Source organism: Endozoicomonas sp. ONNA1 (assembly GCF_024606325.1).
Classification (GTDB): Bacteria; Pseudomonadota; Gammaproteobacteria; order Pseudomonadales; family Endozoicomonadaceae; genus Endozoicomonas_A.
Window position 1 is genome coordinate 17,447 of the sequence record NZ_JAHHPN010000825.1, and the last position, 20,402, is coordinate 37,848.

Here is a 20,402-nt window from a genome sequence, read left to right on the forward strand (position 1 = left end):
GTGTAATATGAAACTCTCAGCAATGGTCTGCAGAGGCTTAGTTGCCTCGTTGTTTATTCTAATCACGTCTTCGACTTATTCTGCACAGCAAGGCAGCATTGGAAAAACCTCCACAGGTTCTTTCGGTATTCGCCTGGTCATAAAGCCTAACTTGCAAGCCTCCATAGCAACCCCGTCCATATCTCAAACGGATGACGCTGATTCAAACGCTCCCAACCTCAATGATGCGACTTCAACCGTTGCCACATTCAATGAAGTGGAGCCTATTTGCATCAGGGGCACAGGGATTAATCAGTATTCTGTTGTCACAGAAGGTTCAGGAGCGGGTGGCTCCTATGCTCTGAGAAATGATCAAAGATCCTATAACTATGAAGTCGACCTGTGGCCTTCTAATCAGGAAGCCCAGGCCCTTAACAGCGGTCAGAACAGCAACCCGATCAATGCACTATCAGGCAACTCAGACTGCGATAGCAGTCGAACGGGTTTTATGGTGAAGCTACCTCAAGACGTCGCTCAGCAGCCCCTCAAAGGTGAACTGAACTTGATTATCAATGCCGAATAAGATGGTTTACCACAGGCAATAGTGCCCGTAAAATGGAACCCCAAGACTATTGCCTGATATTCATAGTGATGATGAAAAAGAGATCACTTGAGTGACTGGACCAGATTACAGAAACACAAGGGCCCAACAGATGCGGTCATGGCTTAAACTTCCTCGCTTACCTCAATTATTAGCTATGGCATCTCTGGCTATGGTATCTCTGGCTATGTCCCTCAATACCTATGGTGCCATGTCTCTGGATAAAATGATCGTTTATTTCGAGCCGGACAAATCCCCTCGTCAGGACATAGTCGTTACCAATCCGGATAAGGAAAATCTGTATCTGCAGACTGAGGTCTACAAAGTCGTTAACCCCGGAACTGATCAGGAAGAAAGGGTTCGTATTACCGACCCCTCCGAGCTGAAATTACTCAGCACGCCACAGAAAACCATTGTCGCCCCCAACAGCCGAAAAACAGTTCGACTGGTCAGCCTTGAAACACCAAAAAAAGTAGAGTCGGTCTACAGGGTGACCTTCAAACCCGTCGTCGGTGACCTGGAAGCCACTCAGAACGCTATTAAACTGCTGATTGCATACCAGGCGCTGGTCTTTGTTCGCCCGGAAAATCCGGAATACAAAGTGACAGCCAAGCGAGAGAGAGACTCAATCACTTTTACCAACAGTGGCAACATTAATGTGGTATTACGAAATGGGCAATTCTGCTCAGGCCAGAAAGGCAAGCGTCAGTGCACTGACATTGATGATATTAAACGGCTCTATGCCGGGCAGAGCTGGACATTGAAAATCCCCAGCAGCAACACTGAAGTCGAATACGGTTTGTTCAACGGCAGCACTGAGGAAAGAAAGACGTTCTGATTTAATGAACTGATACTGTCACCGTTACCGTATCTTTGTAGATGCCGGGTTCGAGCCCGGATACTTCTGATGAAGGTACGGTAATTTCAAAATTCATATTGGAGCCACCGCCACAATACTGCAGAGTAGAACCTTTCCAGGGCTGCCCATCCACTCCCGGCACCAGAGTTTCCATGGAGCCCCCTTGCCCAACTCTTAACTGATAACCCACCCGACCTGATAAAAGAAAAGCACCCGTCAACCCAGTGGCTCTGACAGTGAAGTCAGATCCGCTTTGAGTGTATACACAAAAATCCATATTACCCTGAAGATTCTTGTCACTAAGCGCCATGTCTTTAAGGCCACTGATCTGGATGCGATCAGGAATTTTCAGCTCAAAGATAAGGTCAGTGTTATCGGTATAAGGAATAAAACCACCACTCTCCATGCCTTTGAGCTTTAATACCGCCTGATAATTTCCGGGTTGACGCCCTTCTAACTCGATAGCATTCACCTTGACCGATACTTGCCCTCCAACCTGTCTCCAAGTCCCCGGAGCCAGGAATGTCGAACTCGTATCCGGAATATTGCTACCATCTTTTAGCAACAATGAATTTACCCCCTGCTCAAAGACCACCCGGGACATTTCTATAGCAGGAGCACTCCCTGAAGAGATGAAATCAAAACCAGAAGCTTCAATGGTGTAATCTTCAGATTGTCGAAACCAGCCACAGCGAGGAAAGCGCGACCCAAGACCGGTGCCATTGCACGACTGCAACTGCAAAGGTAGGTCGATGTCAACATCCCCACCGGCCCAGGTAACAAGCGGCGCAGTATACTGAGGCTGACCAAAAACGAAAAAGCCCGAAGCTGTGTTAGCTAATGTCAGTGCAATTAGCGCAAGTACTCCTCTGAGAAACATCATAAGAAAACAACATCTGCTTTATTTTGACCGGACCCCAACTTTAACCATCGAAGTATCGCTGTATAACCGAGTATCATTAATACTCAGGAGCCTTACCGTTCGCCATTGGTCAACTGGCCTTGAAGATCGGGACCACAATCATACTCGGAAAGATCCAGGGTTCCCATTCTTAGTATGTACTGCTTGTCATCCGGTACGACGGGCACAGTGCATTGCCAACCATTCTCGAGTTCAATCCTCAACTCATGAGTATCTGAGCGGGCTTCTATCTGGAACATGCCAATATCGTCCGAACTGGCAGGATAAAGTCCTCCAATAATCCGAGCTCCGTCCAGAGGCTTACCCTTCATCAACAAGCGACCAAAAAGCAGTCTCAGGGGTATAGCCTCATAGTCCAGCGTCACGACGTTGCCGGGATACAGGGTGACACGTCGCTCCCGCTCATCAAAACTGTAGAGCGTATCCCCTGAAGGCGACAGGGTTACGGTATATTGTTCAAAAGGTGCCAGCGGGATCACCGACGGTCTGTCTGCCACGGCGTAGCCTCTCCTGTGACCATCAATGGTTACATCAAACACGTCACCTTCACGACCTTTCAGATTGACCACCAGAGCACTCTCCGCCACTCGCTCTCCACCCATAGCCACAACATTGCCATCGGTCAGAAAGCTGGTGCTGAAACTGCCGTTATAGTTAGTAACCCGATTGGCCTCTGTTGAACGATGGTTAACCGTCAATGCTGCTTTGCCAAAACGGTCACCGTATTGCAAGACACCATCAAGTCTTCGTTCGCCACTTCCCGCTTCTGCAGAGACAGTAGAAATCAGCTGACCATCATAAAGGTCACCATCATCCCAGGAGGCTGACAGCCTCATTTTTTCTGTTCTGTCTTCCAGGCCGTTAGTGTCTTGAACCTCAGCCCGGGGGTTAACCCGGAAAGTCCATCGATCCTGACGAAATCGCCACTCCAGACTCAACAATGCTACTGAGTTACCTTCTGACTCACTGAAACTGAAAGTAACATTCGTATCGTAATCCAGCGTTCTGAAAACGGTAGCGGTATAACTCACTCCGTGGGTTTCTGTTCTGCCATCGTTATTATTTCTATTACTGCTGAATCGGTAATTGGCAGCGCCTCTCCAGAGGGGTACTGCAATAGAAAAACTGCTTTGCTCAAAAGCATCACCGATCAATGCCGGGCGATCGGAATTTTCCACTTCACTATCGTCCCTCCAGAGTCGTCGATAACTGCCATTCAAAGAGGCGTTGCCCAGCCAGGTTCTGGCTATGAGAGTCATACCATAGCTGCCATTATCTGCCAGCATCACCGAGGGTGATAACTCATAACGATAGCCCAACTTGAATAGCCCCAGCTCAAGCAATGAAGTATCTAAAGTAGCGGCAGCAGACAAAGTCCCTGCCACCGTCTCAAAAATTCTCCGACTCACACCGGCCCGGGTCAACCACTGTTGAGTACTATCAGGCAGAACCCCATCAAAAACCGATGTCATCACACGCCCGGTCTCAGCAAAAAACAGCCATTCACCTTCAGGCGGTAGTTGAAACTGCTTGGCAAAGAAACGGGTTTCCTCAGACTGAAGGTTACCCTGCTCATCCAGAATCCGGATGTCTATATCGTAGGCACCCGTGGGAAAAGTAGTGGTATTCAGAGCCTGAAGACCCGCTTCAAGAAAATAAGACGCAATCAGTCGTCCATCTCGTCTGACTTCAACCCTGCCCCTGAGCGGCATAAAGATATCGATCGGCATACCGCCACTGAAATCGGTATCTTCTCTGGTGTTATCAGAAGTCCGAAACCGGGCTCCGACAAGGGGCTGATCAGACGTAAAATTGAGGCCAAACCCCCGACTTGAAAGCAGGCCAACATCGTACTCAAAGCCTTCAAAATCCCTCTGACCGTATAGCTGATTGACCGAGAAGTCTTGAGACTTTGAATAGTCCCAGCTCCACAACACACTATTTTCATGATAAGAGAGCAGCGTCAGGCCGTACAAAGTATAGTCACTGCCATTGGCATCTTCAGATATACCGGTTACTGCTGCCGAAAAGTTTTGCATCATGGCAAAGCCTGAGTCAGAAGGCGGCAGGTATTTTCTGACATCGGCAGCTCGGGTTAACAGGAAGCGGGGATTAACAAACACATCGACCCTGAAGCGGGATTCATCAAAAATCACACCGGCAACGGGAGGGTTAAGAACACCACAATCTTTGGTGACACCGGGCGGACAAATAGCCTCAGTATGGGTATTCAACTCGCCGGATAAAGCCGAAGCCAAAAAAACAGGATCGTTCACCGAACCGATAAGGCGAACCACATCATTAACATTGGAAAGGGTAACTTCACCGGGTTGGAAGGTAGCCAGCTGGGAGGTTAAATAGCGGTTGCCATAATAAATATCCACCAGCGATCGCTGAGGCTGACTAAGGGTCTCAAAACCTTTGGGAGCTTTATTCTGGGCAAGAAAAAGCGCCTGATTGGCCATAGTTTTCGAGCAAACAAAAACCATGAGCAACGCAACACATAAAATGTCAACGCATTTCCATTTTGTCATGGCCCGAAACAATCATTTTCGTTACTGCTCTGATACTTAATTACCTGACAGAGGTACTTTACACCGAGGGCCGACTCAGGGCTGTTACTCAGCGCCGCTTTCATATTTTTTGGAAAGCCAGTGACCAGACCAGAGTCAACTTTACCGGCCATTAGGGATTAAATAGCTGTGACTACGACTGTGACAGTGTCTGAATATACGCCTACACTTTTACCTTTATAGTCCGCTTCTTTAATGTCTACAGTAATTTTAGAGTCCAGAGCAGCATCACAAGTGTTACCTCCAATAGGGCCATCTCTTTTAAAATCACCTGCCACAGCACCCGACACCAACTGACCCGCTCCCCAGACCTGATCCGCCGCACCACCTTTCTGAGAATAGGTCAACAAATAAGGGATTTCGTCTGCAGGACCTGCTCCTGATGGTTCCAATGTAAAATTATGGTCGCTTGCCAGACTGACTTCGTATCGTTCAACATTTGAATCAACACAGGAAGGAGTGAAACCAGTGAGATCACCGGTAGTGGCAGAGGTGGTATTGAAAGTTACGTCCACCAGAGCAAAGAGCCTCATTTGAACCTCGTTTCTAAGAAAGATATCAAACTTGCCGGTAGATGAGTCTGCAGTCGGTCCTGTTGGGTTCTCAGCTGCCTGAAGCCCGGAAGAGAACAGTCCCGCCGATAGCGCCACACTTTTAACTACTTCTTTAATTGCATCTGTTTCTCCTTTACCTAAGCTGTTTTTAATACGTTTTGTTTCTACGCCCCAGGTACTTTAAGACACCCTGAGTTCAATGCCTCTTTTCAAACTTTGATTGCAACAGTGTAGCAGACGTATGGAGTCATACCTGAACTCAATAGATACACCTATTAATCAGTCTTTATCGTTTATCCATATAATTTACATTTGTCGTATTACTCGTGGATTTATGAATTACCCGGAACAAAAAACTACATCGCTTGTTTATATCGAGGACTGGCTCGGGACTCTTACTCACAGCCGTTTTATATTTTTCGTACAGCCAGAAAAGAGACTGGTGCCAACTCCACTGACTATCAAGAATTAAATTGATGAGACGGTCACTGTAACCGTGTCTGAATAAACGCCTTCAGGCTTACCGGTGTAATCCGCTTCTTTAATTTCCACAGTGATTTTAGAGTCCAGAGCAGGGTCGCAAGTCTTACTGTCAATGGGACCGTCTATTGCAAAATTGCCCGCTGTAACGCCAGGCCCGAGGTTGCCAGCTCCCCATACCTGGTCTTTTGCACCTTTTTTCTGAGAATAGGTCAATAAATAAGGGATCTTGTCCGATCCCGGGCCCAGGCCTGCAGTCAAATTAAAATCATTTCTGCTGTCCAGACTGACTTCGTAGCGTTCAATGTTCGAGTCAACACAAGAAGGGGTTGAACCTTCGAGATCTCCTTTAGAAGCAGCGGATTTATCGAATGTTATGTCCTCCAGACCAAAGAGCTGTATCTGAACCTTTCTTCTGTAAGTAATTTCAAAGTTGCCAGAAGACAAGTCCGCAGTCGGCTCTGTTGGGTTTACAGCAGCCTGGAGCCATGACGAGGCCAATCCTGAAGATAAAGCAACAGCTACAACTACTTCTTTAACTCCATTGCTTTCCCCTTTATCCAACCAGTTCGTAATCCGCTTTGCTTCTGTATTTCAGATGCCAAACGGGATCCTGAACCTGAAGACTCTCTCCAAGCGTCATTGGAACAGTGTAGCAGACATAAAGAAGCTCACGGCCTCAATAGATTTAACGAATAATATAACTTTGTCGTTTATATTTATTGTTGATTCATTCTGTAATGCGTAATGGAAAAATCTTATGAAGCCAAAGCGTCAGTATTTTTATATTAAAGATTAAACGACTGTATTCCAGAAAGAGCTGAACATTGAAAATTCTCAGCAGCAACATCGAGGTTGAGTACGGATTATTCAATCGCAGCACAGAAGAGAGAAAGACATTCCAGTCTGTCTTTATTGGGCCCTTATGGTAACTGTCATGGTATCGCTATAAACACCCGAGTCAATATTATCAAGATCATTGCCTTTGATCCTGACCCGCAACGTCATGTTGTCCTGACCACCGCAATCCTGCTGAGCACTGGCAGTCCAGCCCCTGTTAGGTCGTTGCCCCTGCCTGCGATAAGTGGCCCAGCTTTCACTGGGGGTTCTGACCCTCATGCGATAATTAACACAATCCGATGCATTCACACACTGACCCTGTTTACTGAGCATAAAGTCATCCCCTGGATTACTGCTGCTATCAAAGTCTATAGAGACTTCACCCGTATTACTGAACACACAGACACCAAAGTCAGCATCAAGATTATTTCCGGACAAGTCATTAGCATCCAGAGCCACATCTTCCAAGCCAGATATTTGTACAAACTCAGGTACCACGATCGGAATGGTTACCAGAATGCTATCCAGATGGCGCGTATTGTACATATCTTCACCGGCTATATAGAAGCTGAAGTCGTATGTACCAGCCTCAAGCTGTAGCAGTCGATTCTGATTGAATGTTAATGTAAACGAACCCGTTACCGTACCATTGGTAGTGGTCTGATAAAATGAGGAAGAGCTATCAGAGTGCGTCCATTCTCCGGGTACTAAACTTCCCTGATTTCCATTCTGACTGTATTGGGCACTGATCAAAAACTCTGACAATTCATCCGCCTGATAGCTGTCAGGAACATTACTTGAAGGGCTCTGGCTGCCGGGATCTGAATCTGAAAGAGCCAGACGATAATCCTGACCTACACAGCCCGAATCACAATATGCCCTGAAGGACACCGTGAAATTGTAGGTGGGGTTTGCATTTCCTGAGGTCACGTTAAGTGGGTCGGCGACATAACCAGAGAATTCAAAGAAAGCCCATGCCTCTGTCGAAAAGAGTATCAGTGCCGAAAAAAACACTTTGATAAAATACTTCAATGTCAACAACTCCGGGCCTTTGAACAACTGGCCTTCTCGTAATCAATGACCCTGAACACAGCAGAACTCCGTTATTGTTTTATCTATTTCTTCCTGAAATTGCATCCTGCTCATGAATCGTCCCGTTTGCCGATGGCCAACTGGCCTTCCAGCTCGGGAACACAATCAGACTCAGACAGATCCAGAGTTCCCATTCTAAGTATGTATTGCTCGTCGTCCGGTTCAACGGGGACGGAGCATTGCCAACCATTCTCCAGCTCAATCCTCAACTCATTAATATCTGAGCGGGCTTCTATCTGGAACATGCCAATATCATCTGAGCTGGAGGGATAAAGTCCACCGGTAATCCGGGCTCTGCCCAGAGGTTCACCGTTCACCAACAAACGACCAAAGAGCAGTTGCAGGGGTATAGCCTCATAGTCGAGTGTCACGACGTTTCCGGGATACAGAGTGAAACGACGCTCCCGCTCATCAAAACTATACAGGGTATCCCCTGAAGGCGACAAGGTAACGGTATATTGTTCAAAAGGTGTCAGCGGAATCACCGACGGTCTGCCCGCCACAGCATAACCTCTTCTCTGACCATCAATTTTTACATCAAAAACGTCGCCTTCACGTCCATCAAGATTGACCACCAGAGCACTCTCTGCTCTTTGCTCGCCTCCCATGGCCACAACACTGCCATCAGTCAGGAAGCTGGTACTGAAACTGCCGTTATAGTTAGTAATCTGGCCAGCCTCTGTTGAGCTATGGTTAACCGATAATGCTGCCCTGCCAAACCGGTTACCGTACTGCAAAGTACCGTCGAGTCTGCGTTCACCGCTGCCCGCTTCTGCGGAGACACTGGACGTCAGTTGACCATCATAAAGATCACCATCATCCCAGGAGGCTGACAGCCTCATTTTTTCTGTTTTGTCTCTGACGCCGTTATTGTTTTGAATCTCTGCCCGGGGGTTAACCCGGAAATCCCATCGGTCCTGACGGAATCGCCACTCAAAACTCAGCAGTGCAACGGTGTTACCTTCGGACTCACTCAAACTGAACGTCGCGCTGGTATCGTAATCCAGTGTTCTGAAAACGGTAGCGGTATAACTCACTCCGTGAGTTTCTGTTCTGCCATCGGTATTATTTCTGTTGCTGCTGAACCGGTAATTGGCACTGCCCCTCCAGACAGGTGCAGAAACAGAAAAACTGCCTTGCTCAAAGGCATCACCGATCAGTGCCGGGCGATCTGTGTTTTCTTCTTCACTGTCATCTCTCCAGAGTCGGCGATAACTGCCATTCAAAGAGACGCTACCCAGCCAGGTTCTGCCTGTCAGGGTCATACCATAGCTGCCGTTATCGGCTACCATCACTGACGGTGATAACTCATAACGATACCCCAGGTTAAACAGACCCAGCTCGAGCAATGAAGTATCTAAAGTCGCGGCAGCAGAGAGAGTTCCTGCCATAGTATCGAAAATTCTTCGACTCACACCGGCCCGGGTCAGCCACTGCTCGGTACCTTGAGGCAGAGCGCCATCAAAAACCGATGTCATCACACGCCCTGTCTCAGCAAAAAGCAGCCATTCACCTTCGGGGGGGATTTGATACTGTTTGGAAAAGAAACGAGTTTCCTGAGACTGCAAGTTACCCTGCTCATCCAGAATCCTGATTTCTATGTCGTAGGCGCCGCTGGGAAAGTTAGTGGTATCCAGAGCCTGAAGACCGGCTTCATGGAAATAAGACGCTATCAGTCGCCCATCTTTTCTGATTTCAACCCTGCCCCTGAGGGGCATAAAGATTTCAACCGGCATACCGCCACTGAAGTCGGTGTCGTTTCGGGTGTTATTCGAACTTTGAAAGCGAGCACCCACAAGAGGCTGATCGGACGTAAAGTTCAGGCCAAAGCCCTGACTTGAGAGCAAGCCAAGATTGTATTCAAAGCCTTCATACTCCCTCTGACCATAAAGCTGATTGACCGAGAACTGTTGAGACTTTGAATAGTCCCAACTCCACAAGACACTGTTTTCATAATAAGACAACAGTGTCAGACCATTCAAAGTGTAATCACTGCCATTAGTGTCTTGCAATGTACCCGTGGCCGCTGCCGAAAAGTTCTGCATCATGGCAAAGCCTGCATCGGAAGGCGGCAGATATTTTCTGACATCGGCAGCTCTGGTCAACAAGAAGCGGGGATTCACAAACACATCGACCCGGAATCGGGATTCATCAAAAATCACACCGGCAATGGGAGGATTAAGAACACCACAATCTCTGGTGACATTGGGCGGACAGATCGCCTCGGCATGGGTATTCAACTCGCCCGACAAAGCCGTCGTCAAAAAAGCGGGATCATTCACCGAACCAATAAGGCGAACCACTTCATTAACGTTGGAAAGGGTGATTTTACCGGGTTGGAAGGTGGCCAGCTGGGAAGTTAAAAAGCGGTTACCGTAATAGATATCCACCAGCGACTGCTGGGGCTCACTGAGCGTCTCAAAACCTTCAGGAACTTTATTCTGGGCAAGAAAAAGCGGCTGACTGGCCATAGCTTTCGAGAAAACAAAAACCATGGGCAATGCAATACATAAAATGTCAATGCATTTCCACCTAGTCATGGCCCGGAGAAATCCTTTTTGTTACTGCTCTGGTTCTTTTACCGTGGGTTGGCTCAGGGCTGTTACTCACGGCTGTTTTTTATTTTTTTGGAGGGCCAGCGAAGATGCCAAATTAACTTCGCTGGCTTATTTGGTTAGATTGCAGATACCACTACTGTCACAGTATCAGTGTAAACACCCACATCTTGATCTTTGTAATCTGCTTCAAGAATATCGACTGTAATTTTGGTATCCAGAGCAACATTGCAAGCTTTATCATTAATATCACCATCTTTAGCAAAGTCGCCAGCAGTTACCCCAGAAGCCTCACCTCCAACTCCCCATACCTGATCAGTCGCACCAACTTGAGAATAAGTCAGCTTATATGGAATCTGTCCAGAGGCAGGGCCACTGCCAGCCTGAAGATTGAATGAATTGCTGCTTACCAACGTAACTTCGTAGTTATCAACATTTGAATCTACACAAGACTTGGTAGAGCCAGTCAAATCGCCAGGAGTCGCACCTGTATCAGTATTTTCAAGATTCACATCCGTCAGCTCAAATAGTTGCATCTGCACTTCATTTCTCAAGGTAATATCAAAGTCACCTGTAGATGAATTCGCAGTTGGTGAATCAGGATTATCAGCCGCCTGAAGCCCAAAAGAGGCCAGCCCTGCAGACAGTGCTATAGCCACAGCTACTTTTTTAAATTCCATCACTTTCTCCAATATTCAGAACTAGTCCGTTGTCTATTTTTCTATGCTTCAGGTGCTTTCCTACACCCTGATCTCGAAGCCACTTTTCACACTTCTTTCGGAACAACAAGGCAGACATGGAGAATGACAAAAAGAATTAAACAACCACTGTCTTTTTATTATTCTTATGACTGACTTTCCCTGAAACCGATACTACCTTCTCTCTACACGCTTTAGTCAGCTCAAAGCTCACTAATGTACGTATTTTCCGATAAGGCTAACATAAATAATTGCTCACAAAAACACCTGATAGAGATATATTGATCCATGTCAACATCTCATATTTAAAGATTTTGAAAACAGGTACTTCCCGCATCAATGTAAGCGGATTCATCAATATAAATTTATATATCAAACTTTTGAGCAGACTTTTTTAGATAGAGATTTGTTTTCAGGTCGTCAACGTAATCGTGAGTGTCCTGATGCTCGTTGCCCGTATCCGCAAAAAACAGCTGTACGTTACTAATCGCTCCTGCTTACAGTCGTTGCTTTGCCAGTAATGCCAGTACAGTTGAATCCTTGCCACCTGAGAGATTGAGAATGTGAGCAATGTCTTCCATGACTCACCTTTTTTCGGGCATAAAAAAAACCGTATGAAGCCGGCTTTTGAATGTTGGCTGTTAAAGCAAAAAACACCCGCAGGCATTTTGTTAAACATTTATTCTTGTTGTCGCAGTTTGCGTTTTATGTCTGCGGACTGGTGAATAACCGCCACAATGTCAGGCTGGTTATTAACAATATCGTAAAGAACGATGTGCATCCCTACCGGTGTAGCATACAGTTCAGGGTCTACGTCTTTTCTCTGTGTGCCCGCTCTGGGGTTCTCAGCCAGCCATTCAAACTTGTCCCTGATTTTACGCAGATAACTGTTGGCCCGTTCAGTTCCCCAGCGTTCCACTGTATAAAACCAGATGCTCATCACATCGTCTTTTGCTCTCTGGCGAACAGTGTAATTACCCGACATCACGCCTCCCGTTTAATTCATCAAGCAAACGATCCATATCAAAGTCTTTTACAATCGGACTGTTACGACCGGCGTCTACTTTATCCCGCAGAGCCTGTAACCTGGCTTCGTATTCTTGTTCTTCTTTTTCAAAGACTCTGAGAGCTGCCCTAACTGCCTCACTAACAGACTGATAACGACCCTTTTCTATAAGATCATTGATGAAGTCTTCGTAATGCTGGCCTAATGTTACCGATGTTGTTCTTGCCATAGCTCCGCACCATTTGTGTTAATAATTAACACATATTACTACATTCTGGCGATTCTGCTTTCTATTCTTTCGTTGATTGGTACGCATAAGAAGCCAAACGTGCCTACAGTGATCTGATTCCTGCTGCCAAAAGCAGCTGAGAGCCTGTCGGACTTGAGACTGTCCTGCGCGGTAAATGAGGAAGATGAGCGCAAACACACTATAAAATGAACTTTTTACCGGCGAGGAACTCACAATTAATATGATTTATTTAAAGGGAGTTGATAATGGACCCACTAACCAGCAACACACAGCAACCACCGGGCCTGAGTACTGTCTCACCTGATAACAAGCCCCCTGCTGACATCGAATCGTCAAAGTACCTTCCTGACGCCAGTCACGCAGAAACAGGCAGCCAAACATCACTTGCAAGCCGAAAAACAGAGCTGCCTCCTGAACCCCCTTTGAAGGGTACTCCTTTACTTTTGTACGTAAGTAAGTTTGCTAAAGACAATATGCTTCTTCCTGCTGTATTGAATACACCTGCGACTTCCTCCCTACTCCGGCCGCTGGTTCAGTCACAGCAAACCGGTCAGCTGCCTAAGTTGTCGGCGGCTTTATCTTCGGCCGGCTGGACGCCAGCCATTGCCCGCACTGTGACTCGTTATGTGATGGCCGATACGGTTCGAACAGCATCTGCCCAATTGCTTTATGGCGTGTCTTCTACAATGGAGCTGCCCGAAGACGCCCAGGGTAAAGCTAATTTTGCAGTCAACGGCACCACTGCCACACTAATAACAGTCGCCAGCCAGCCTTTTGCAGCGATGCAAATTAAACAGCAGATGAGAGATCGCAGTGTAAAAAAAGCTCAGGGATCTAAAACTATTCTGCAACAGGGTTTCAAAAGAACGCTAACATCGCCTTTTCGAGGCGTTACAAGCAATTGTCTTTCCGCTCTGCTGATGTTTTCGATGGATTCAATGGACAGGCAGCAGGTAAAACGACGGGATGAAGGGAAGCTGAGTGATTTTGAAATGAAGGCAACACAGTTTGGTGTGGGTGCAACGGTAGGTTTTATCAACAATATCCTCAAGACCCACGCCAATGGCCGGATACTGGGCAAAACCCATCAGGAGGTTTTCAGACAACTGTCAGCCACTGCCGCTAAAAACCCTAAGGTTTTTGCTGCCCAGTTAGCCTATGCAACTGCCATGGGAGGTGTCTTCAATCTGATGTGGAGCGGTACTCTTCAGGCAATGGCTGCTACCCATGAAAAGGTTGCTGAATATTATGCTTCGAAAGATGAAACAGTTCCTCCGGGTTGAGCTGGGATGAATTGAGCATACATTTTTTCGAATACGCCAGAAATGCAACACTTATCAAGATAACCTGTAAAACCCCTGAAAAAATAGTATTATTCCGACAGATTTATAAGGGCAAGAAATTTTCTTTCGGCCCTGACCAGCTTTACTACTATTAATTGTGTGGCTTCCAAGGCAGAGCAGTATTCGAAGCGTGTATCAGCAAACCCTCAGGGAATTTAAAGAGGCTTCTGAAGATGAATCTGTCACCCTACGACCAATGTCGCTGCGATGAAAAGCAATGTAGCATCGGACGCACCTGCAACCTTGTTGCTCTCTTGTTAACCATGGTTCTGATCTCAGGACTGGCTCAGGCTTCTGTCTGAAAGGTTAACAAACGTTTCTGTATCCATCGCCTTTGAAGATGTAGTGATGGGTATAGATTCACTGACAGTCATCGCGCGAATAGCCTTATAATTCACCCTCGATGTACTGAATCAGTTCCCGCCAATATGCTTGATATCGTTCTATACCAGCCGGAAATCCCTCCCAATACGGGGAATATTATCCGACTCTGTGCCAATACAGGCTTTCGCCTGCATCTGATCAGGCCTCTGGGATTCGATCTTGATGATCAACGCCTGAAACGGGCCGGGCTGGATTACCATGAATACGCCAATTTGCAGATTCATGACCACTATCAGGACTTTCTTCAGACAGTGAAACCCACAAGGGTGTTGGCTTTGAGCACCAAAGGCACCACTCGCTATTCGGAACATGCCTTTGAGCCCGGAGACGCTTTGATGTTCGGACCGGAAACCAGAGGCTTGCCAATCGACATTTTGAATAGTCTGCCAAAGGATCAGGTACTGCGCTTACCAATGCTACCCGAAAGCAGAAGCCTGAACTTATCCAATACCGTCGCTGTTATGGTCTACGAGGCCTGGAAGCAGCTGGAATTTCCCGGAGGGAAATGAGAGAAGAGTGTGCCGGTCAGTGCCCGGCACTGTTCAGTTCGCTATCAGTTAACAGTAGCGTCCTGCTGTTCACGCGCCTGCAGATACAGGGCGTCGAAGTTGACAGGCGCCAGCATCAGCGGAGGGAAGCTGCCACGCAGAACCAGGTTATCTATGGCTTCACGAGCGTATGGGAACAGAATGTTCGGGCAGAAAGCACCCAGCGTACGGTGCAGTTCATCATCACTCAGCCCCTTGACCAGGAAAACGCCCGCCTGCTGAACTTCAGCCAGGAATGCGGTCTCTTTCTCTTCTTCAGTGCCATTCTGAACAGTAATGGTCAGAGACAGTACGACTTCATACATATCATCGTGCAGCAGACGGTTAGTGGTGTTCAGGTCCAGCTTAACTTCCGGCTGCCACTGCGCCTGAAACATTTCCGGAGACTTTGGCGACTCAAAGGACAGGTCCTTTACGTAGATACGCTGCAGCGCAAACTGCGCCTGATCTTGCTGCTGATTCTCAGCCATTATCATTTCCTTAAAACGTCGGTTCTAAATTCACTTCCCACTTATAATGGGGATAAAAATACCAGTATCAAGTGAGGTTACTAGCAACTCTCAAAAACAGGCTCGCTCCTCAGAAGGTTGAGGAAACGGATCTGTTTTTATCTCAGCAGGTCGTCCAGTTTCCCGGCAGATTCCAGAGCATACAGATCATCACAACCACCTACATGGGTGTCTCCAATCCATATCTGGGGGACGGTGCGCGCACCTGCTTTGAGCGTCATCTCCTGACGGACATCGGGCTTGCCGTCGACGCTGATAGTTTGGTAGCTGACCCCTTTGCTGTCCAGTAGCCTGAGCGCCTGATGGCAAAATGGGCAATAAGCAGAAATATAAAGGGTAACCGGAGCCATTTTTATTCCAGGAATGCTGGCCATGATGCACTCGCCCTCCGGGGAGAGCATCATGGCCTGTTACTTTACTTTTTAACCAGAGGCAGGCTGTCTGCCGTCCAGGTGCCAATTCCACCCTTCAGTCGAACAACCTGCTCAAACCCGGCGTCTTTTAACTGCTTGCCAACGGAGCCACTGTGCTGGCCCATGGCGTCTACGATAACAATCGGCTTGTCTTTGTGTTTGTTCAGCTCACCGATTCGCTCAGCGACTTTGCCAAAAGGCATGCTCATGGCATCAACGATGTGGCCTTTACTAAAATCGGCTTTTTCCCTGACGTCGAGTACTATAGCTCCTTGCTGGTTAATCAGCTGAGTCACTTCCTGAGAACCGACACTCTGACCACCTTTGCGCATCTCGGTAAAGAGCAGCACACACAACAGAGCTGCCAGAGAACCCACCAGCAGAGGGTGGTTACCTATAAATTCAATAATCTGTTCCATACCGAACCAGTACTAATATATGCCTTAACGAGGGGAAAACAGCTTAGCCTCTCACCATTGATGGTGAAAATCGCACCCATTTTCGTGATTAATTGTCGTAATTAATTGCCGTAGGGCGACAAGTATACATTCTGCTAAATAGAGTTACGACTGTGTGCGCTAAAAGAACACGGTAGTGAGCATCAGTGCCGTGGGGCATCAATCAGCATCTTACAATAGAGGAAATCAGGCTTTGACACCAACATCTGTTCTATCCTGCAAATAGTTGATTTCTATCACTCTGTCTCTGGAAACGAGCTGTAAAGCAGGTAGAATTCAAGGCCTTCACCTCTCAAAACAGCCCTGAGCCAAAGATGCTGCTCAATCCGGTTTCTGAGAATAGCTGCAATGTCTCTGAGAGCAGTATTTCAAAGACACTGCTTTTGGCCAATATGCCCAAGGTTTGATCCATGACTGACAAGCGCACCACCACCGCCCTGATCATCCTCGATGGTTACGGTTACCGAAAAGAATCTGACTCCAACGCTATCCTGGCTGCCAATACGCCCGTCATGGATCGTCTCCAGAAGGAGCACCCTTTCAGTTTTGTCTCAGGCTCCGGTATGGATGTGGGCCTGCCTGATGGCCAGATGGGTAACAGTGAAGTCGGTCACATGAACCTCGGTGCCGGTCGAGTGGTCTACCAGGACTTTACCCGCATCACAAAATCCATTGAGGACGGTGACTTCTTCGAGAACAAAGCGTTTACCGACACTATCGACAAAGCCGTCTCAACGGGAAAAGCGGTCCATATCATGGGGCTGATGTCTCCCGGCGGTGTTCACAGCCATGAAGATCATATCAATGCCATGGTGGCACTGGCTGCCAAGCGTGGCGCTAAAGAAGTGTATGTTCACGCATTTCTGGATGGCCGTGATACACCGCCACGCAGCGCCGAAACGTCTCTGGCAAAAACCGACGCGATTCTGAAAGAAAAAGGTATTGGCAGAGTCGCCAGCCTGATCGGTCGTTACTACGCTATGGATCGTGATAACCGCTGGGAACGGGTGCAGCAGGCCTATGACCTGATGACTCTCGGCAAAGCAGAGTTTTCTGCCAAAACCGCTGTAGAAGGCCTGCACGCGGCTTATGAGCGTGATGAGAATGACGAATTTGTAAAAGCCACTACCCTGGGTGAAAGTCCTGCCACCATTAATGACGGTGATGCGGTTCTGTTCATGAATTTCCGTGCAGACAGAGCCCGTGAAATCACCCGTGCCTTTGTAGAAAAAGAGTTTGACGGTTTCCGACGTACCAAACAACCGGTCATGGCCGGATTTGTCATGTTGACTCAATACGCTGCCAGCATCGACACAATATGTGCCTATCCACCTTTCGAGCTGCCTAATACTCTGGGTGAATACATGGAAAAGCTGGGTAAAACACAGCTGCGTATCGCCGAGACTGAAAAGTATGCCCACGTCACCTTCTTCTTCAGTGGCGGCCGTGAGGAGCCCTATCAAGGAGAAGAAAGAATTCTGGTTCCATCACCCAAAGTAGCCACCTATGACCTTAAGCCTGAAATGAGCGCTCCGGAAGTGACTGACAAGCTGGTCGCTGAGATCAAGAGCGGCAAGCACGACCTGATTGTCTGCAACTACGCTAACTGCGACATGGTGGGTCATACCGGTGTATTTGATGCAGCTGTGAAAGCCGTGGAAGCGGTCGATCAATCCATTGGCAGAGTGATTGAAGCCCTGGATGAAACCGGTGGTCAGTGTCTGATTACCGCCGATCACGGTAACGCTGAGCAGATGGTTAACCCCAAAACCGGGCAGGCTCACACAGCTCATACTTGCGAGCTGGTTCCCCTCGTTTACTTTGGTCCCAAAGCCATTGAGCTGAAAGACGGTATTCTGTCTGATCTGGCTCCCACCCTGCTGGATCTGATGGGTCTCGAACAGCCTGAAGAGATGACCGGTAAGTCTCTGGCAGGCTGATGCTTTCAGAGCATTGGAAAACAGAACAGGACTGGAAGCAGGACGCTACCAGTCCGGGACTGCTATCAGGAAATTGCCAGCAGCTCTACTTCAAAAACCAGAGTGGCGTATGGGCCAATAGCGCCACCCGCGCCCTGGGCACCGTAGGCCAGGTTGTATGGAATAAACAGCTTCCACTTGGAGCCGACGGTCATGAGCTGCAGGGCTTCTGTCCAGCCGGCAATAACGCCGTTAACAGCGAATTCGATAGGCTCACCACGATCCACAGAGCTGTCAAACACAGAACCGTTGAGCAGGGTACCATGGTAGTGAGTGCGAACGGTGGCGTTGGGTCCTGGTTTTTCGCCATTCTCATCACCTGCTACCAGTACTTCATACTGCAGACCTGACTCGGTGACAGTCACTTCATCACGTTTGGCATTTTCAGCCAGAAACTTTTCACCCTCAGCAGACAACTCTTTAGCTTTATCAGCTTCCTGAGCCTGAATGCGCTGGTGCATTTCGTTGAACGCTTCCTGCAAAGCGGAATGCTCAACAGCACTTGGAGCCCCGTTCAGGGAGTCAGCCAGACCGGCCAGAACGGCATCAATGGACAGGCCTTCAATAGGGTTGCTGGCCAGCTGGTCGCCCATTTGACGACCAATTCCATAGCTTACGCGCTCTTCGACACTTTTATATTCAGACATTCAATTATTCACTTTGGGTGAAACTGGTGTAAGCGATTCACATCGCTCAAGGTGACGCCAAAAGCCTGCCTTTTCAGTATTCTCATGGCGAAAGAAGGCCATTGTACCACGAACCTGCCCGACTTCAGACTTAAAACCATAAGTGTTGATAAAACAAGAATGTCGACCGGAAAGGAACTAAAAGCCTGAAACTCCTGTCTAAAATTTGAGTCTTTATGAATTTATAAGGAGTAATTCATGATTATCAGAAAAGTACCCATTTTGTTCGTAGCCCTGTTTACGATAAGCTTCAGTGCCATCCTCCAGGCTCAGGAAGAGCTGGTCTATGTACTCTGGAGTCTGAACTCCCGAGCAGAAATGTATCTGGTTCAGCGTCTGGACAATGACAAACCCAGGGTTCTGGTCTCGATCAAGCGGGACATGAGCATTGACGAGGCTTATCTGGACCATTCCGGAAACATTGCTTCCAAACGAACCCGCAATGTTGTCAAGGCCGGTGGTTATGACCCCTCCCTGAACGCTGCGGCCGTGGCCAGAAAAATGTCCCGGGAAATGCTTGAAGAGCAAAAGCCGGTATTGGCTCAAAGGGGTATAGATCCAGCAAAAACATCCGCTTCATTCCTCTATGCAGTAGCAGGCTTTGATGCCGCCACAGCCAAAGAAGGCGATGAATTGTACATCTTCTTTGACCCGCAGGATGTTATCGACATTCAGAAGCAGGCAGAGACAGCCATTAAAGAGACGTTTCAAAGCGGCGGGATAGCTCTGACTGAAATACAGACTACCCGGGATACCGTCCTGATCGGGGAAGCAATGAAACTGATGCAAGCAGAAGATGAGCTGTTCGTTTTTAAAACCACCTACGATCTGGTGTGCTCCGTGGAACATGGCGAATTAAAAACCGTTGATATGAAAATGCGTTATAAAGATAAAAAGGCGCTTCACGCTGGTAACCTTGGCATGCCAATGATTATTCCCAGGCCCAGGCCACCCAAACCACCCAAATCCATTCCCAGTGGTAGCGTTCACAGCATCGGAGCCTTCGCCAGTGATCAATTTTTTTCCAATTTCGAAACAGATTGCAGGGACACATTAGAGAGATGTCAGGCAAAGCTGGCACGATGGGAAGAATACAAGTCCAACCACCAGTTTCAGGAGGTTGCTTTAGACTCATCTGCTTGTCTTGAAGGAACAAAGACCTGTCTGTCAGAGCTGAAAATGAATGCACAAAAGATCCCTGCCCATCTCTATCTGAAACAACACATTGACCCGGAGGCATCACCCAGAGAGTTCTTTGACCGCTATTCCCAGCGCAAGAGAAAAAACGAGCTGGGCCATAGAATCCTGTTACTCAGACTGCAGGACTCACAGGCACCAGCAGCTCTTAAAGATTGGTATGTTGGCCACATGAAAGCCACCATGCAACCTACTCTGGACGAGGTGCAGGAACGTGCTGCAAGCCTGATTGCCAAAGCGGCAGAAAAGGGTAAACCCAATCCGCCCAATGTTTACTTTCTGGGAGAGTACGCCGAAATCATTGAGATTGACTTTGTGAGTACCTTGTTCCGGGAGCGCTTTAAAGAGTGGGGGCTGACCTACTCCTACATCAACAAACAAGAGACCGATCAATTAGTAGCCGCTGGAGCTTTGAAGGCGATGGACTCACTCCGCCAGTCTCATCACTGAGCTCAATAAGCAGGAGAGGTGCCATG

Annotated in this window: 19 protein-coding genes; 6 read left to right on the forward strand and 13 right to left on the reverse strand. The window is 47.8% G+C overall.

Features of this window, described 5'->3' with window-relative positions; all coding sequences use genetic code 11:
• Window positions 1-7 precede the first annotated feature (7 nt).
• Together KDK19_RS19480 and KDK19_RS19485 are read left to right on the forward strand one after the other, a co-directional pair.
• The gene (locus tag KDK19_RS19480; protein WP_257275001.1) at window positions 8-562 is read left to right on the forward strand and encodes a hypothetical protein; all 555 of its coding nucleotides are present in this window, start codon (window positions 8-10) and stop codon (window positions 560-562) included.
• A 91-nt stretch (window positions 563-653) separates the two neighbouring features.
• Entirely contained in the window at window positions 654-1,418 is a 765-nt protein-coding gene (locus KDK19_RS19485; protein WP_257274999.1) for a fimbria/pilus periplasmic chaperone, read from the forward strand.
• Window position 1,419: 1 nt separating this feature from the next.
• Here the strand turns inward: KDK19_RS19485 and KDK19_RS19490 are convergent, their stop codons facing one another.
• The 9 genes from KDK19_RS19490 to KDK19_RS19530 all read right to left on the reverse strand — a co-directional run bounded on the left by KDK19_RS19490 (window position 1,420) and on the right by KDK19_RS19530 (window position 12,388).
• A complete protein-coding gene (locus KDK19_RS19490) occupies window positions 1,420-2,322 on the reverse strand; it encodes a hypothetical protein (RefSeq protein ID WP_257274998.1) in 903 nt (300 codons plus the stop codon).
• Window positions 2,323-2,414: 92 nt separating this feature from the next.
• A complete protein-coding gene (locus KDK19_RS19495; RefSeq protein WP_257254339.1) occupies window positions 2,415-4,850 on the reverse strand; it encodes a TcfC E-set like domain-containing protein in 2,436 nt (811 codons plus the stop codon).
• Window positions 4,851-5,053: 203 nt separating this feature from the next.
• Window positions 5,054-5,584, reverse strand: a complete 531-nt coding sequence (locus tag KDK19_RS19500) for a hypothetical protein (RefSeq protein ID WP_257254340.1) — start codon at window positions 5,582-5,584, stop codon at window positions 5,054-5,056.
• Window positions 5,585-5,956: 372 nt separating this feature from the next.
• Window positions 5,957-6,532, reverse strand: coding sequence for a hypothetical protein (locus tag KDK19_RS19505; RefSeq protein WP_257292670.1), 576 nt, complete (start codon window positions 6,530-6,532; stop codon window positions 5,957-5,959).
• Between the two features lie 348 nt (window positions 6,533-6,880).
• Window positions 6,881-7,840 (reverse strand): hypothetical protein, encoded by a 960-nt coding sequence (locus KDK19_RS19510; protein WP_257292671.1) that lies wholly within the window; start codon window positions 7,838-7,840, stop codon window positions 6,881-6,883.
• Window positions 7,841-7,950: 110 nt separating this feature from the next.
• The gene (locus KDK19_RS19515) at window positions 7,951-10,440 is read right to left on the reverse strand and encodes a TcfC E-set like domain-containing protein (protein WP_257292672.1); all 2,490 of its coding nucleotides are present in this window, start codon (window positions 10,438-10,440) and stop codon (window positions 7,951-7,953) included.
• Between the two features lie 134 nt (window positions 10,441-10,574).
• Window positions 10,575-11,135 (reverse strand): hypothetical protein, encoded by a 561-nt coding sequence (locus KDK19_RS19520; protein ID WP_257292673.1) that lies wholly within the window; start codon window positions 11,133-11,135, stop codon window positions 10,575-10,577.
• Window positions 11,136-11,832: 697 nt separating this feature from the next.
• Window positions 11,833-12,138, reverse strand: a complete 306-nt coding sequence (locus tag KDK19_RS19525; RefSeq protein ID WP_257292674.1) for a type II toxin-antitoxin system RelE/ParE family toxin — start codon at window positions 12,136-12,138, stop codon at window positions 11,833-11,835.
• The gene (locus KDK19_RS19530; RefSeq protein ID WP_257292675.1) at window positions 12,128-12,388 is read right to left on the reverse strand and encodes a type II toxin-antitoxin system ParD family antitoxin; all 261 of its coding nucleotides are present in this window, start codon (window positions 12,386-12,388) and stop codon (window positions 12,128-12,130) included. The genes KDK19_RS19525 and KDK19_RS19530 overlap by 11 nt, the downstream gene beginning before the upstream one ends.
• Window positions 12,389-12,654: 266 nt before the next feature.
• Here KDK19_RS19530 and KDK19_RS19535 point away from each other — a divergent pair, with 266 nt between their 5' ends.
• On the forward strand, window positions 12,655-13,692 hold the full coding sequence (locus tag KDK19_RS19535; protein WP_257292676.1) for a hypothetical protein: 1,038 nt from the start codon (window positions 12,655-12,657) through the stop codon (window positions 13,690-13,692).
• Window positions 13,693-14,180: 488 nt separating this feature from the next.
• Window positions 14,181-14,645, forward strand: a complete 465-nt coding sequence (gene trmL / locus KDK19_RS19540; protein WP_257287304.1) for a tRNA (uridine(34)/cytosine(34)/5-carboxymethylaminomethyluridine(34)-2'-O)-methyltransferase TrmL — start codon at window positions 14,181-14,183, stop codon at window positions 14,643-14,645.
• Between the two features lie 44 nt (window positions 14,646-14,689).
• On the opposite strand, the gene secB is transcribed toward trmL, so the two are convergent.
• From secB to KDK19_RS19555, 3 genes are all read right to left on the reverse strand, one after another.
• Window positions 14,690-15,154 (reverse strand): protein-export chaperone SecB, encoded by a 465-nt coding sequence (secB, locus tag KDK19_RS19545; RefSeq protein WP_257281226.1) that lies wholly within the window; start codon window positions 15,152-15,154, stop codon window positions 14,690-14,692.
• Window positions 15,155-15,291: 137 nt separating this feature from the next.
• A complete protein-coding gene (gene grxC / locus KDK19_RS19550) occupies window positions 15,292-15,543 on the reverse strand; it encodes a glutaredoxin 3 (protein ID WP_257281248.1) in 252 nt (83 codons plus the stop codon).
• A 65-nt stretch (window positions 15,544-15,608) separates the two neighbouring features.
• Entirely contained in the window at window positions 15,609-16,025 is a 417-nt protein-coding gene (locus tag KDK19_RS19555) for a rhodanese-like domain-containing protein (RefSeq protein WP_257281227.1), read from the reverse strand.
• Window positions 16,026-16,474: 449 nt separating this feature from the next.
• On the opposite strand from KDK19_RS19555, the gene gpmI reads away from it, so the two are divergent.
• Window positions 16,475-18,004: a 2,3-bisphosphoglycerate-independent phosphoglycerate mutase gene (gpmI, locus tag KDK19_RS19560; protein ID WP_257292677.1), complete on the forward strand. Its 1,530-nt coding sequence runs from the start codon at window positions 16,475-16,477 to the stop codon at window positions 18,002-18,004.
• Window positions 18,005-18,069: 65 nt separating this feature from the next.
• Here gpmI and KDK19_RS19565 read toward each other — a convergent pair whose 3' ends face one another.
• On the reverse strand, window positions 18,070-18,690 hold the full coding sequence (locus KDK19_RS19565; RefSeq protein ID WP_257292678.1) for an FKBP-type peptidyl-prolyl cis-trans isomerase: 621 nt from the start codon (window positions 18,688-18,690) through the stop codon (window positions 18,070-18,072).
• 237 nt (window positions 18,691-18,927) lie between these two features.
• Here KDK19_RS19565 and KDK19_RS19570 point away from each other — a divergent pair, with 237 nt between their 5' ends.
• Window positions 18,928-20,376 (forward strand): hypothetical protein, encoded by a 1,449-nt coding sequence (locus KDK19_RS19570; protein ID WP_257292679.1) that lies wholly within the window; start codon window positions 18,928-18,930, stop codon window positions 20,374-20,376.
• The last annotated feature ends 26 nt before the right edge of the window (window positions 20,377-20,402 follow it).